Annotated in this window: 14 protein-coding genes and 1 pseudogene; 11 read left to right on the plus strand and 4 right to left on the minus strand. The window is 71.1% G+C overall.

Annotated elements, in window-relative coordinates; genetic code table 11:
- Positions 1-102: 102 nt before the first annotated feature.
- From OG978_RS19710 to crcB, 4 genes are all read left to right on the plus strand, one after another.
- The gene (locus OG978_RS19710) at positions 103-558 is read left to right on the plus strand and encodes a carboxymuconolactone decarboxylase family protein (protein ID WP_326766491.1); all 456 of its coding nucleotides are present in this window, start codon (positions 103-105) and stop codon (positions 556-558) included.
- A 105-nt stretch (positions 559-663) separates the two neighbouring features.
- Positions 664-1074 carry a fluoride efflux transporter FluC gene (locus tag OG978_RS19715; protein ID WP_326766492.1) on the plus strand — a complete coding sequence of 137 codons (411 nt, stop codon included), beginning with the start codon at positions 664-666 and terminating at the stop codon, positions 1072-1074.
- A complete protein-coding gene (locus OG978_RS19720) occupies positions 1071-1433 on the plus strand; it encodes a DUF190 domain-containing protein (RefSeq protein WP_326766493.1) in 363 nt (120 codons plus the stop codon). The genes OG978_RS19715 and OG978_RS19720 overlap by 4 nt, the downstream gene beginning before the upstream one ends.
- Positions 1430-1804 (plus strand): fluoride efflux transporter CrcB, encoded by a 375-nt coding sequence (gene crcB / locus OG978_RS19725; protein ID WP_326766494.1) that lies wholly within the window; start codon positions 1430-1432, stop codon positions 1802-1804. The genes OG978_RS19720 and crcB overlap by 4 nt, the downstream gene beginning before the upstream one ends.
- A gap of 289 nt (positions 1805-2093) precedes the next feature.
- On the opposite strand, the gene OG978_RS19730 is transcribed toward crcB, so the two are convergent.
- Together OG978_RS19730 and OG978_RS19735 are read right to left on the minus strand one after the other, a co-directional pair.
- A complete protein-coding gene (locus tag OG978_RS19730; protein ID WP_326766495.1) occupies positions 2094-3605 on the minus strand; it encodes a DEAD/DEAH box helicase in 1512 nt (503 codons plus the stop codon).
- 227 nt (positions 3606-3832) lie between these two features.
- Positions 3833-4036, minus strand: coding sequence for a cold-shock protein (locus tag OG978_RS19735; protein WP_072487806.1), 204 nt, complete (start codon positions 4034-4036; stop codon positions 3833-3835).
- Positions 4037-4779: 743 nt separating this feature from the next.
- Between OG978_RS19735 and OG978_RS19740 the strand changes: the two genes are divergently transcribed.
- The 7 genes and pseudogenes from OG978_RS19740 to OG978_RS19770 all read left to right on the plus strand — a co-directional run bounded on the left by OG978_RS19740 (position 4780) and on the right by OG978_RS19770 (position 10161).
- Positions 4780-5238: a hypothetical protein gene (locus tag OG978_RS19740; protein ID WP_326766496.1), complete on the plus strand. Its 459-nt coding sequence runs from the start codon at positions 4780-4782 to the stop codon at positions 5236-5238.
- Between the two features lie 6 nt (positions 5239-5244).
- Positions 5245-5859: a toxin gene (locus OG978_RS19745; RefSeq protein ID WP_326766497.1), complete on the plus strand. Its 615-nt coding sequence runs from the start codon at positions 5245-5247 to the stop codon at positions 5857-5859.
- Between the two features lie 45 nt (positions 5860-5904).
- Positions 5905-7212, plus strand: a complete 1308-nt coding sequence (locus OG978_RS19750) for an MAB_1171c family putative transporter (protein ID WP_326766498.1) — start codon at positions 5905-5907, stop codon at positions 7210-7212.
- On the plus strand, positions 7209-7805 hold the full coding sequence (locus OG978_RS19755) for a hypothetical protein (protein WP_326766499.1): 597 nt from the start codon (positions 7209-7211) through the stop codon (positions 7803-7805). Before OG978_RS19750 ends, OG978_RS19755 begins: the two co-directional genes overlap by 4 nt.
- A gap of 99 nt (positions 7806-7904) precedes the next feature.
- Positions 7905-8480 (plus strand): IS607 family transposase, encoded by a 576-nt coding sequence (locus OG978_RS19760; RefSeq protein WP_326766500.1) that lies wholly within the window; start codon positions 7905-7907, stop codon positions 8478-8480.
- A 16-nt stretch (positions 8481-8496) separates the two neighbouring features.
- Positions 8497-9294: pseudogene (locus OG978_RS19765) on the plus strand (IS200/IS605 family accessory protein TnpB-related protein); the annotation flags it as partial.
- An 18-nt stretch (positions 9295-9312) separates the two neighbouring features.
- Positions 9313-10161, plus strand: a complete 849-nt coding sequence (locus OG978_RS19770) for a GNAT family N-acetyltransferase (RefSeq protein WP_326766501.1) — start codon at positions 9313-9315, stop codon at positions 10159-10161.
- A 15-nt stretch (positions 10162-10176) separates the two neighbouring features.
- On the opposite strand, the gene OG978_RS19775 is transcribed toward OG978_RS19770, so the two are convergent.
- Both OG978_RS19775 and OG978_RS19780 read right to left on the minus strand, forming a co-directional pair.
- A complete protein-coding gene (locus tag OG978_RS19775) occupies positions 10177-11892 on the minus strand; it encodes a SpoIIE family protein phosphatase (RefSeq protein ID WP_326766502.1) in 1716 nt (571 codons plus the stop codon).
- Positions 11893-12043: 151 nt separating this feature from the next.
- Positions 12044-12316, minus strand: coding sequence for a DUF1876 domain-containing protein (locus OG978_RS19780; protein ID WP_326766503.1), 273 nt, complete (start codon positions 12314-12316; stop codon positions 12044-12046).
- Positions 12317-12337 lie beyond the last annotated feature (21 nt).

Below are 12337 nucleotides of genomic sequence, written 5' to 3' on the forward strand. Positions count from 1 at the left end.
TGGCGGAAACGGCCCGCTTGTCACACTTCCGCTTCGCCGTCCGTCAGTGCAGTGAGGGCGCGGCGAGAACGCGGCCGCGACGGATATCGAAGGAGAGACGTCATGCAGGCACGTATCCAGAACCCGGCCGAGGTCCTTCCCGAGGCCCTGCCACCCGTGCTGGGCCTGGTCAAGGCCATCCAGAAGGGCGGACTGCCGGAGACCACGCTCGAACTGGTCGGTCTGCGGGTGAGCCAGATCAACGGCTGCACCTTCTGCGTCGACGGGCACGTACGCAACGCCAGGAAGGCCGGTGAGAGCGACGAGCGGCTCTTCGCCGTGTCGGCCTGGCACGACGCGCCGTACTTCACCGACGCCGAGCGGGCCGCGCTGGCGCTCGCGGAGCACTCGACCCGGCTCAGCGACCGCTCCGACCCGGTGCCCGACGCCATCTGGGACGAGGCCGCCCGCCACTTCAGCGAGAAGGAGCTCGCCGCCCTGGTCCTCGCGATCGGTCTGACGAACCTCTTCAACCGCATCAACGTCACCACCAAGCAGCCCCCGGGCAAGACCTGGTAGGCCACACACCGACGAAGAGGCCGGCGGGCCCGCCGACGGTGCGGTGGGCCCGCCGAGGGCGGCGGCGATAGCCTGGTGCGTGCAGCAGGCAGGAGACATGTGCCCATGGGAGCCCGGAATCCCCAAGGTTCCGTCGTCGCGGTGGTCGCGCTCGGCGGCGCGATCGGGGCATCCGCCCGCTACGGGGCCGCGCTGTTCTGGCCCACCGCCCCGGGCGGCTTCCCGTGGACGACGCTGGTCGTGAACGCCGTCGGATGCGCGGTGATCGGCGTGTTCACGGTGGTGATCAGCGAGGCGTGGACGGCACACCGGCTGGTGCGGCCGTTCTTCGGTACGGGGGTGCTCGGCGGGTTCACCACGTTCTCGACGTATGCGGTCGACATCCAGCGCCTGCTCGACGGCGGCCGGGCCCGTGCCGGTCTGGTGTACCTGGGACTGACGCTGTTCGCGGCTCTCGCGGCGGTGTGGACTGCGGTGTGGGCGACCCGCCGCGTGCTGGCCTGGAGGCAGCCATGACGACGCCGGAGACGGAACGGGGCCTGCGCCTGACGGTTCTCGTCGGCGAGTCCGACGGGTGGCACCACAGACCGGTCTTCACGGAGATCGTGCACCGGGCGCACCTGGCCGGACTGTCGGGCGCCAGCGTGTTCCGCGGCATCGAGGGCTTCGGCACCTCGTCGATGATCCACACCCAGCGGCTGCTCTCGCTGAGCGAGGACCTGCCGGTGGCGGTCGTGATCGTGGACACCGAGGCACGGATCAGGGCGTTCCTGCCGCTCATCGGGGAACTGGTCGCGGACGGCGGAGTGGCCTTCCTGGACGAGTGCGAGATCGTGCGCTTCGGCGGCGAACGGGAGCGGGAGCGGGGCCGGTGAACTGGCTGCTGGTGATCGTCGGGGCGGCGGTCGGGGCGCCGCTGCGGTATCTGACCGACCGGGCGGTGCAGTCCCGGCACGACAGCGTCTTCCCGTGGGGGACCTTCGCGGTCAATGTGTCGGGTTCGCTGATCCTGGGCCTGCTGACCGGCGCGGTGGCGGCCGGCGCCGCCTCCTCGCACCTGCAACTGCTGCTCGGCACGGGACTGTGCGGGGCGCTCACCACGTACTCGACGTTCAGTTACGAGACGCTGCGGCTGGCCGAGGACGGTGCGAAGTCCTACGCGGTGGCCAATGTCGTGGCGAGCGTGGTGGCGGGGCTGGGCGCGGCGTTCGCCGGGGTCGCGCTGGCGCGGGCCCTCTGGTCGTAGGTGCCGCGGTCGGCGTCCCCTGCCGCCGCAATGCGAGGCGGAGGCAGGGGAACGCCGTTGAGGAGGAGCCGTCACCGAGCGCCGGGCGATTCAACCCGTTCCGCGCCGACAGCGGTCCGTCAGGCGCCGACGCTAGGCAACCGCCCGCGCCGCACGCCCGGCACCACGCCGGTGCCCGGCCCGGCACCACCCCAACAGCAGGCGCCGGGGTACGCCGGCCGGGACGGTCCTGCGGGTCGCGGGCGGCCGGTAGCCGCACCGCGGACCGGCCTGATCCGTACGGAAGGCCCTACCCGCCGCGGTTGGTGCGGCGCTGCTTCGCGGCGGCGCGGGCCTCCGCGGTGGGCAGGTCGGAGCGGCGTGAGCGGCCCGCCTTCGTGGGGCGGGTGCCCAGGCCCCGGAAGGCCGCGCCGCCGCTCCCGGCGCGCTCCGACACCGGTGCGGCGCCGTCGACCGGCACCCCCGAGGGCTTGCGCGCGCCGGTGATCCGGCTCAGTTCGGCCTCGCCGGAGCGGACCTGGGCGATCTGCGGGGTGATCCCGGCGTCGGCCATCAGCCGGGTCATCTCGCGGCGCTGCCCCGGCAGCACCAGCGTGACGACGCTGCCGGACTCACCGGCACGGGCGGTACGGCCGCCGCGGTGCAGGTAGTCCTTGTGGTCGCTCGGCGGATCGACGTTGACGACCAGGTCCAGGTTGTCGATGTGGATGCCGCGCGCCGCGACGTTCGTCGCGACCAGCACCGTGACCTGCCCGGTCCTGAACCGCTCCAGGGTGCGGGTGCGCTGCGGCTGGGACTTCCCGCCGTGCAGCGCGGCGGCCCGCACCCCGCTGCCGAGCAGATGGCCGGTGAGCTTGTCGACGGCGTGCTTGGTGTCCAGGAACATGATCACCCGGCCGTCGCGGGCCGCGATCTCGGTCGTGGTGGCGTACTTGTCCGCGCCCTGCACGTAGAGCACGTGGTGCTCCATCGTCGTCACCGCGGCTGCGGCCGGGTCGACCGAGTGGACCACCGGGTCGTGCAGATAGCGGCGGACCAGCAGGTCGACGTTACGGTCCAGGGTCGCCGAGAACAGCATCCGCTGGCCCTGCGGCCGCACCAGGTCGAGCAGCTCGGTGACCTGCGGCATGAACCCCATGTCGGCCATCTGGTCGGCCTCGTCGAGGACGGTGACGGCGACCCGGTCCAGATGGCAGTCGCGGCGCTCGACGAGGTCCTTGAGACGGCCCGGCGTGGCGACGACGACCTCGGCGCCGCCGCGCAGCGCGGAGGCCTGCCGGCCGATCGACATGCCGCCGACGACGGTGGCCATGCGCAGCCTGAGCGCGCGGGCGTACGGGGTGAGCGCGTCGGTGACCTGCTGGGCCAGCTCCCGGGTGGGGACGAGGACCAGGGCCAGCGGCCGGCGGGCGTCGGCCCGGTTGCCCGCGATACGGGCCAGCACGGCCAGGCCGAAGGCGAGCGTCTTGCCGGAGCCGGTCCGGCCGCGGCCCAGCACGTCGCGCCCCGCGAGGGAGTTCGGCAGGGTGGCCGCCTGGATCGGGAACGGCGTGGTGACACCCTCGGCGGTGAGCGCCGACAGCAACGGCTCGGGCAGGTCCAGTTCCGTGAAGGCATTCACGGCGGGCAGCGCCGGAGTGATGGTGTTCGGCAGCGCGAACTCACCCTGCACGGCGGCGGGCCTGCGGCCGGAACCACCGGAACGCCGGGCGGGCGTGCCGGAACGGCCCCCGGGGCCTCGGGAAAACCGGTCGTTCGAACGTGCTGTGCGGTCGCGGTTACGGTCGCGGTCGCGGTCCATACGGAACCCTTCCTCGATATGGCGCGTATCGAGGAATTCGCTGCGGCGGCGGATCGCGCAGGAATCGCAAGAACGGGCCGTTGACAAGCCTGGACGAAGCCCGGCTGCGAAAAAACTCGGGGCGGCTCGGGCGGACCGGCGGACAACAGCGAACCGGGGCCCGCACCCGGAGGTGCGGGCCCCGATCGTGCAAGTCGCCGCAACGCGTCGGCGCCGGAGCAGCGGGATCAGGCCGGGGTGATGTTCTCCGCCTGCGGGCCCTTCTGGCCCTGCGTGACATCGAAGTTCACCCGCTGGCCCTCCTGGAGCTCACGGAAACCGCTGGCAGCGATGTTCGAGTAGTGGGCGAAGACATCAGGGCCGCCGCCGTCCTGCTCGATAAAACCGAAGCCCTTTTCCGCGTTGAACCACTTGACGGTGCCAGTAGCCATATTTATCTCCTTCATGGGGGGCAGTTCCCGGGGATTCGCACCGTGCGGATCCCACGTCGCCGCAATGATTACCCCATCCGGAAAGCACCGGAAAACAGTCTTCGGGAACCACAACTGCAACTGCTTCCAGAATAGCACAGCGAAAGCAACCGGGCGCGGCAAGTAATTTCGCCCCACGGACGCGCAATTAATTCCCGCCGGACACCCCAGTCGGGCATTGCTTCGGGCATTCTGTCGGGCATTGTGTGAAATCTGGTTCCACCCGCGCGTGACATTCGGTTCCGCCGCAATGAATACCCGCTCGCGCGCCCGCGGCCCCGCCGGCCGCACCCCTCACCGGCCCGCCCTCGGCGCGCCCCGCGACCCGGCTCCCGCGCCCACCGAAACCGGAGGCCGGTTGATGACGGCCTGACCAGCAGTCATAATGCACGGGTAGCCCTTCACGCATCCCCCGTCGTGAAGGGCTACACCCATGCCCGCACAGCATGCATGTGCGTCATGCACCTTTTGTCCGTGGTGAATTCGCGCGAACCGCGTCGATTTCACAGGCAGGGGACTCCCCTCGTGGTCCCCTGCCCGTGTTTTTTCGAGTTAACAGTGACGTTGCGTGTTTACGCAAGCCCGTTCCTGTTCCACCTACCGGACTGAGGACGCCACGTCAGGGTTCGTTACAGTACGAGCCCGTTGACCGAATCGACGACCGTGTACGCCGATCGGACGGAAGCGGATACGTGGGGGGCCGGATGGACAGCGTCGGGGAACGCACGCCGGAGCTGCGGACATTGCAGCAGAAGGTCGAGTACATGGTGGAGAAGACGTTCCCCGGCCAGAAGATCTCGGGGCGCTTCTTCGCCGATCTGGTCAAGGAACGCGGCGGATCGCTCTCGCACAGCTACTTCTCCAACATCCTTGCCGGAAAGGTCACTCAGCCGTCCGAGGACATCCTCAAGGCACTCGGTCTGGGCTTCGGCGTGGACTGGCGGTTCTTCAAGGAGGAGTCCGAGGTCGTCGACGATGTCGTCGCCGGTCTGCAGTTCCTCGCGAAGCAGCGTACGGGGGAGATCAGCGGAGTGGCCGGGCGCGGCCTCGACGAGGACGGTCTCCCGCCGGAGCTGCTGCAGTTCGCGCTCTCCCTGCTGGAGGACGCCATGGGCCGGCAGGGTGCGGCCGGCGGCGCCGCCCATGGCGAGCCGGAGAAGTAGACCGCCATGTCCCTGCGCGAACTGCGGAAGGAGTGCGAGGCCGGGCTGGCCGACCTTCCCATCCCCGCCCCGTTCTCCATCGACGCACTGGTGGCAAACATGGAAGCGGCCCGCGGCCGCACCATCGTGCTGCACGAGATGCCCGACCGGCTGGCCCGCGTCAACGCCGCCTGCGGGCTGCGTCTGAAGACCGGCGGGACCAGCTTCGTGCTCTACCGCCGCCGGCCGACCGCGTACCAGACCCAGCACGTCATCCTGCACGAGCTGTGCCACGAGTGGTTCGACCACGGCACCTCCCTCGACCCGGAGCAACTCCGGCGTCTGCTGCCGGTCTTCGACACCTCGCTGATCACCCGGGTCCTCGGGACCGAACCCCCGCCGCCGCCCCCGCCCCCGACGCCTGGCGTGGCCGAGATCGCCGACGCGCTCCGGTCGGGGGACGGCACCGTGCAGGCCCGCGCGCAGTACGACACCCACGACGAGCGCATGGCCGAGTTCGGCGCCTCGCTCATCCCCCGCATGGCCATGGACGTGACGAGCGACGACATGGTGGGGCGGCTGGCCAACTCCCTCTCCCGCCCGGTCGCCAACCGCCGTCGCGGCCTGTTCCGCCGCACCTGACACCGCACGTCCCCCATCTCCCCCCACCACCCCAAGGACCCCGCCGTGACCCCCCTCGACCTCGCCGGCTACTTCATAGCCGTCCTGATGACGGCCGTCGCCCTGTGGCGTATGCCGGCAGCCCTGTGGGGCGATGAAGAAGACAAGCGCCGCCGGGCCCTCTGGGGCTGCTACGCGGGCTTCGCCGCCGCCCTGTGGACCAAGACCCGGGCCGTGCGCATCGCGCTCAACGACAGCGCCGTCACCGACCTCGCCGTCCTGATCAAGCACTACACGGCGACGATCGCGATCCTGGCGATCCTCAGCTACATCGTCGCGATCTACGGCCAGTACCCCGACGCCGGAACCGTCCCGCGCCACGTACGGTTCGCCCGCGCCATCCAGCGGGTGGCGGCCAAGGCGTCGATCGCCACGCTGATCCTGCTGACGGTGCTGTTCTTCACCGTCGTCGACCGTTCCGTCCCCTCGGACCGCTTCGTCGCCGACCACGCGGGACAGTGGGGGGCCACACTGTACATGAGCGTGTTCTACCTCTACCTGGGTACCGCGTCCGCCGTCTGCGCGTACCAGTGGGCGCTGGCCACCGCCAATGCCGGGCTCCGCCATCTGCGGGTGGGCCTCGGGATGATGACGTTCGCCATGTTCATCGGGGTCGGCTACACCGTCAGCCGGACCCTGTTCCTGTGGGTCAGCGTCGTCGACACCCCGAGCGAGTCCTTCGCGCTCGGCTTCGACGAGACCACCGAGGCCGCGCAGGTGGTGCTGTTCGCCTTCTTCGCCGTGGGCGCCTCCATCCCCGCCCTCAGCAAGGGGCAGCGGCGCGCGAAGCTGTGGCGGGCCCAGGTCAAACTGCACGGCCTCTGGCGCGAGTTGATGACCGCGTTCCCCGAGCAGCCCTTCGACCCCCCGGCCTCGCTGGCCCGCGAACTCACCCGCTTCGACACCCCCGCGGACCTGCGGATCGACCGCTGGGCCGCCGATATCGCTGACGCGGTGGAGAAGCTGCGCCACTACGTGCCCGACACCCTGCTCCCGGCCGCGAAGGACGCCGCCGCGGCGGACGGCACCACCGACCCGGACAGGGCGGGCCCGCTCGCCGAGGCGTACTGGATCAAGGCGGCGCTCACCGCCAAGAACAGCGGTGCGCCCGCCTCGACCGCCGCGGCGGTGGAAACCCAGCACGCCACCGACCAGGACGGCGAGGTGGCCTGGCTGGTCCGGGTGGCCACCGCGTACCGGACGGTCCCCCAGGACCGGGCGGCACGGGTGCTGGCGGCCGCCATGCCCGCCGCACCCGGCCCGTCCACCGCGACCGCAGCGCCCCGCACGGCCTCCACCGAGGAGACAGCATGACCTCCACCGACACCCTCGCAGCGCCGGACAACGCCACCGCCCGCACCGTCACCGACGTCTTCCAGCCCCGCAACGTCCTGCTGATCGGCATGCTCGGCATCGGCCTGGCCGCCGCCGGTCACTGGACCGGCCTGCTCTGGGGATTCCTCGGCGCCCTGTGCGCGGGCCTCATACCCGCCGGGTACATCGAATGGGAGCGCGGGCGCGGCACCTGGGGCGACCGCCATGTCGTCGACCGGACCAAGCGGGCGCCGATCTTCTTCGTCATCCTCGGCTCCATCGGCACCGGTTCGGTGGTGATGGTGCTGGGCCACGCCCCCACCGGCATCCTCGTGGCGATGCTCGCCCTCTGGGCGATGACCGTGGTCCTGCTGGCCGTCAACACGGTCTGGAAGATCTCGGTGGACGCCGCGGTCGCCTCGGCCGTCGTCGCCCTGCTCGCCGCGGTCCACTCGCCGTGGTGGCTGCTCGCCTACGCGATGACGGTCGCCGTGTGCTGGTCGCGGGTCGCGCTCGGGTACCACTCGGTGGCCCAGACGGTCGCCGGGGCGTCGCTGGGGGCCGCGACGGCGGGCGCCTTCCTGCTCGTCTGATCCGCCGTTGAAGCGGCTGCCCGAGGGGTCTCCACCTGCTGGTCCTCGAAGACGGGTAAGTGAGCGTAACCATGTATGAGTGAGTGTCGTTGTCAGAGCGTGAATCTGACGGAATGGGCGAAGACGCAGGGCGTGCATCCGCAGACCGCGTATCGCTGGTTCCGTGAGGGGACATTGCCGGTACCGGCTCAGCGGGTCGGGCCGCGCACGATCCTGGTGAACATCGATGCGAACACCACGCCCGAGGCCATCGGCGGTCTGGGCCTGTATGCCCGCGTGTCCTCGCATGATCGGAAGAGCGATCTGGAACGCCAGGTCGCTCGGCTGTCGGCGTGGGCAGCGAAGGCTGGTCACCGAGTCGTTCGCGTTGAGGCGGAGATCGCTTCCGGGACGAACGGCTGCCGTTCCAAGGCCCGGCGTCTGCTGGCCGACCCGCACGTGACCTGCGTGGTGGTGGAGCACAAGGACCGGCTCGGCCGGATGAACGTCGAGCTTGTCGAGGCCGCCTTGTCCGCGACGGACCGTCGCCTGCTGGTGCTGGACGACGGCGAGGCCGAAGACGACCTGGTGCGGGACACAGTGGAGGTGCTGACCTCGTTCTGCGCCCGCCGGTACGGGCGCAGATCGGCGAAGAACCGCGCCCGCAAGGCACTGGAAGCCGCCGAACATGGCTGACCTCCGCCCGATCGCCACGAGGCGCGGGCGCTGGTACGCGGACGCCTCCTGGCAGATCCCACCCACCAGGACCATCCCGCTGGAAGCCGCCCTCGCCGATGGCGTGATCGGCGTGGACACCAATGCCGACCACCTCGCCGCATGGCGCCTGGACACTCACGGCAACCCGATCGGCCGGCCGCGCCGGTTCTTCTATGACCTGTCCGGCAATGCCCAGCACCGCGATGCCCGGGTACGGCACGCCCTCACGCGGCTGCTGAACTGGGCCAAGAGCTGCGGTGTCAAGGCCATCGTGGTCGAAGACCTCGACTTCCAGGCCGAGAAAACCAGAGAGAAGCACGGGCGCAAGCGTCGATTCCGGCAGCTGATCTCCGGCATGCCGACCGGCAAGCTCCGCGCTCGGCTGGCCTCCATGGCCGAGGCCACAGGTATCGCGATCATCGCCGTGGACCCGGCCTGCACCAGCAAGTGGGGCGCCCAGCACTGGCAGAAGCCGATGGCCGGTCCCACCCGTAAGACCACCCGGCACGATGCGGCGAGCATCGCGATCGGACGACGCGCCCAGGGGCACCCGATCCGGCGACGGACGACACCGCCCCGTGCACACCAGAGCGATGCGCACGGGCATCGGACCGTCCAGGCCGACCGGCGTGCCCCTGAGCGTGAGGGACCCCGCCCCCGCATCCCCGGACCACGGACACGATCCGTGCCGCCGGACGCGGCGAGTACGCGGGCAACCAGGACATCCAAAACCGTTCGGGGTGTCCGCAGTGACCAGGTATGGGTCCAAGACTCACTCCTGCTCACTGACTAGGAACGGTACAGGTGCCCCGTGCCGAACTTCGAGATCACCACCGCAAGCGCCGACGACCTCACGATGCTCGCCGAATGGGCCCACGAGGAGAGCTGGAATCCCGGGCTGACCGACCGCCATGCCTTCTTCGCCGCCGATCCGCGCGGCTTCCTGATCGGCCGGCTGGAGGGCGAACCGGTCTCCTGCGTCTCCGTGGTCCGATACGGCTCCGGCTTCGGGTTCCTCGGCTTCTACCTCACCCGCCCGCACCTGCGCGGCCAGGGATACGGCATCCAGCTCTGGCGGGCCGGCATGGCACGGCTGGACGGGCGCAACGTCGGCCTCGACGGGGTGGTGGCCCAGCGGCCCAACTACCGTAAGTCCGGCTTCCGTTCGGTGTGGACGAACATGCGTTACGAGGGCCTGGCGCCGGCCGGCCTGCCCGTCCCGGCCGGTACGGAACTCGTCGACGGCCGCTCCGTACCGTTCGACCGGCTCGCCGCCTACGACCGCCGCTTCTTCCCGGCCGACCGCGACAGCTTCCTCGCGCCGTGGATCGCCCATCCCACGCGCACCTCGCTCGCCGCCGTCCGCGACGGGGAGCTGCGCGGTCTGGCCGTGGTGCGGCCCTGCCGTACGTCGTCCCGCATCGGCCCCGTGTACGCGGAATCGCCCGAGGTGGCCGGCGCCCTGGTCAGCGCGCTGGCGGCGGCCGATCCCGGCGCCCCGGTCGCGATCGACGTGCCCGACGTCAACCCGGCGGCCGTGCGTCTCGCCGAACAGCTGGGCCTCACCCCGTCGTTCGAGACCGCCCGGATGTACACGGGACCGGCACCGGACGTCGACCACGGCGGACTGTTCGGCATCACCAGCCTGGAGCTGGGCTGACCGGCCCGGACGGGGTCAGGCGGTGCCGGGCGTGTCCGCCGCCGGGGGCCGGGTGCGGGAGGCCAGCACCGCGATGTCGTCCTCGGCACCCGGACCGAACCGTTCGAGGACCTCGTCCAGCAGGTCGTCGAGGCTGCCGCCGACCGGAATGGTCAGCTCCTTGAGCCGGCCGACCGAGGCGTCGATGTCCTCGCCACGCCGCTCGACCAGACCGTCGGTGTACAAGAACAGCACCGTGCCCGGCTCGAACTCCACCGGCGTCGTCCGGTACCCGCCGAACCCGGTGCCGAGCGGCGGCCCCACCATCACCTCCTCGCACACCCTGGCTCCGCCCCGCGGATCGATCAGCACCGGCGGCAGATGCCCGGCGCTCGCCACCTCGCACGCCCCGCCGAGCCGGTCGACGACGGCCAGCAGACAGGTCGCCGCCCGGTCCGGTCCGGACCGTTCGACCATCCGGTCCAGCTGTTCCAGGATGCGGTGCGGCGGCAGCTCGTCGTCGGCGAGCATCCGCAGCAGGGAGCGGTAGTGGCTCATGGCGACCGCCGCCTCCACCCCGTGCCCCATCACATCGCCCATCGCCTTGAGATGCCGTCCGTCCCGCAGCGGAATCACGTCGAACCAGTCGCCGCCGACCATCACGCTCCGGTCGGCCGGCAGATAGCGGGTGGCGATCTCGATGTGCGGGTGCGGCGGGCGCGGCTCGGACAGCAGGGAGCGCTGGAGCTCCAGGGCGATGGTGTGCTCGTGGGCGTACCGGCGGGCGTGGTCGAGGTCGACGGCGGCCCGGCCGGCGAGTTCCCGGGCGATCACCACGTCCTCGTCCGTGAAGACCGGTGAGTCGCCCGCCCGGATCAGGCCGAGGATGCCGAGCGGGCCGCTGCGCACGGCGACGGGCACGATGACCGCCGAGTGCATCCCGAGGGCCCGGTAGGCGGCGAGCCGTTCGGGGCCGGGGGCGGAGCGCAGCAGCTGTTCGTCGGTGGTGAGGTTCTCCACCACCGGCTGGTTGGCCGCCAGACAGCGCTGTACGGCCGCGCCCTCCTGGTAGTCGATGTACTCGCCGGTCAGCCCGAACCCGTCCAGCTCGTCGCTCAGTCCGGGCACGGCCCGCAGCGCCGCCCGTCGCAGCAGCAGCACACCGGGCGGCGCGGGCCGGACCGGTGGGGCGACATCGGGCGGGAACACCTCCACCGTCGCGATGTCCGCCAGCCCCGGCACGACGAGGTCGACCAGTTCGGCACAGGTGGTGTCCATGTCGAGGGTGGTGCCGATCCGGGCGGCCGCGGTGTCGAGCAGAGTCAGATGCCGCCGGGCCTGCTCCAGCTCGCGCTGCCCCCGGTCCGAGGCCATGACCTCCAGCACGATCCCGGCCAGCCCCACGATCCGCCCGCCGACCTCCAGCCGGTGGTACGCCCCGTGCCAGTACCGCCGGACCGTGGCGGCCGCGGCGGTGAAACCGCTGGAGGTGATCTCGCGGGGCTTCCCGTCGGCGAGCACCGCCCACATCATGTCCTCGCGCGCGTCGACCCCGGGGAGGATCTCGGAGACGGTGCGTCCGAGGTGTTCCGCGGCCGGGATGCCGTTGAGCCGTTCGAGGGCGGGGTTGACGTACAGATAGCGCAGCCCGGTGTCGAGCACGCCCACCCCGGCCATGGTGCCGTCGACCAGGGCCGCCAGGGCACGGGGGTCGAACGGCACAGGGCTGTCGGCGTACGCATCGGCCTGCACGTCAACCTCCTGGGCGGGCGCGGACCACCCGCTGCCCGGCCCTCAATCGTCGGCCGCCCGCCCCCGCCGCGCATCCGCTGTCCGGGGGCGTCGGTCCGGCGGTCGCCGTGCGGGCCGGGCCCCGGGACACGTGCGGGCCCCGGCCCCCGCGTCAGGTCAGCGCGTGCGAGGTCCGGCCGGACGCCTCGTCGATCTCGTCGTGTGCCTTCGTCAGCATCTTCATCGCCAGTTCGTTGAGCGCTCTGGCTCCCGCGATCTCCTCGCCCACTCTCGGCTGATTCTTGTCGGAAGGGTGGCGGCTCGCGTATCCGTGGGCCCGCACCTCGGTCCCGTCCGGAAGCCGCACCATGGCGGCCGCGCGGGTGCGGTGGGTGTCCTCGTCGAATTCCAGCTCGATATGCCACCCGACAGTTGTCATCACCATGACGATCACCTCCCTACCAGG

It is taken from the genome of Streptomyces sp. NBC_01591 (assembly GCF_035918155.1).
In the GTDB taxonomy this organism is placed as follows: domain Bacteria; phylum Actinomycetota; class Actinomycetes; order Streptomycetales; family Streptomycetaceae; genus Streptomyces.

What these genes read in the sequence shown, in the direction of transcription:
- OG978_RS19755 (WP_326766499.1), top strand. Translation starts at nt 7,209, where the DNA reads ATGACCTCCACCGACACCCTCGCAGCGCCGGACAACGCCACCGCCCGC.
- OG978_RS19720 (WP_326766493.1), top strand. Translation starts at nt 1,071, where the DNA reads ATGACGACGCCGGAGACGGAACGGGGCCTGCGCCTGACGGTTCTCGTC.
- OG978_RS19730 (WP_326766495.1), bottom strand. Translation starts at nt 3,605, where the DNA reads ATGGACCGCGACCGCGACCGTAACCGCGACCGCACAGCACGTTCGAAC.
- OG978_RS19740 (WP_326766496.1), top strand. Translation starts at nt 4,780, where the DNA reads ATGGACAGCGTCGGGGAACGCACGCCGGAGCTGCGGACATTGCAGCAG.
- OG978_RS19710 (WP_326766491.1), top strand. Translation starts at nt 103, where the DNA reads ATGCAGGCACGTATCCAGAACCCGGCCGAGGTCCTTCCCGAGGCCCTG.
- OG978_RS19715 (WP_326766492.1), top strand. Translation starts at nt 664, where the DNA reads ATGGGAGCCCGGAATCCCCAAGGTTCCGTCGTCGCGGTGGTCGCGCTC.
- OG978_RS19745 (WP_326766497.1), top strand. Translation starts at nt 5,245, where the DNA reads ATGTCCCTGCGCGAACTGCGGAAGGAGTGCGAGGCCGGGCTGGCCGAC.
- OG978_RS19735 (WP_072487806.1), bottom strand. Translation starts at nt 4,036, where the DNA reads ATGGCTACTGGCACCGTCAAGTGGTTCAACGCGGAAAAGGGCTTCGGT.
- OG978_RS19780 (WP_326766503.1), bottom strand. Translation starts at nt 12,316, where the DNA reads ATGGTGATGACAACTGTCGGGTGGCATATCGAGCTGGAATTCGACGAG.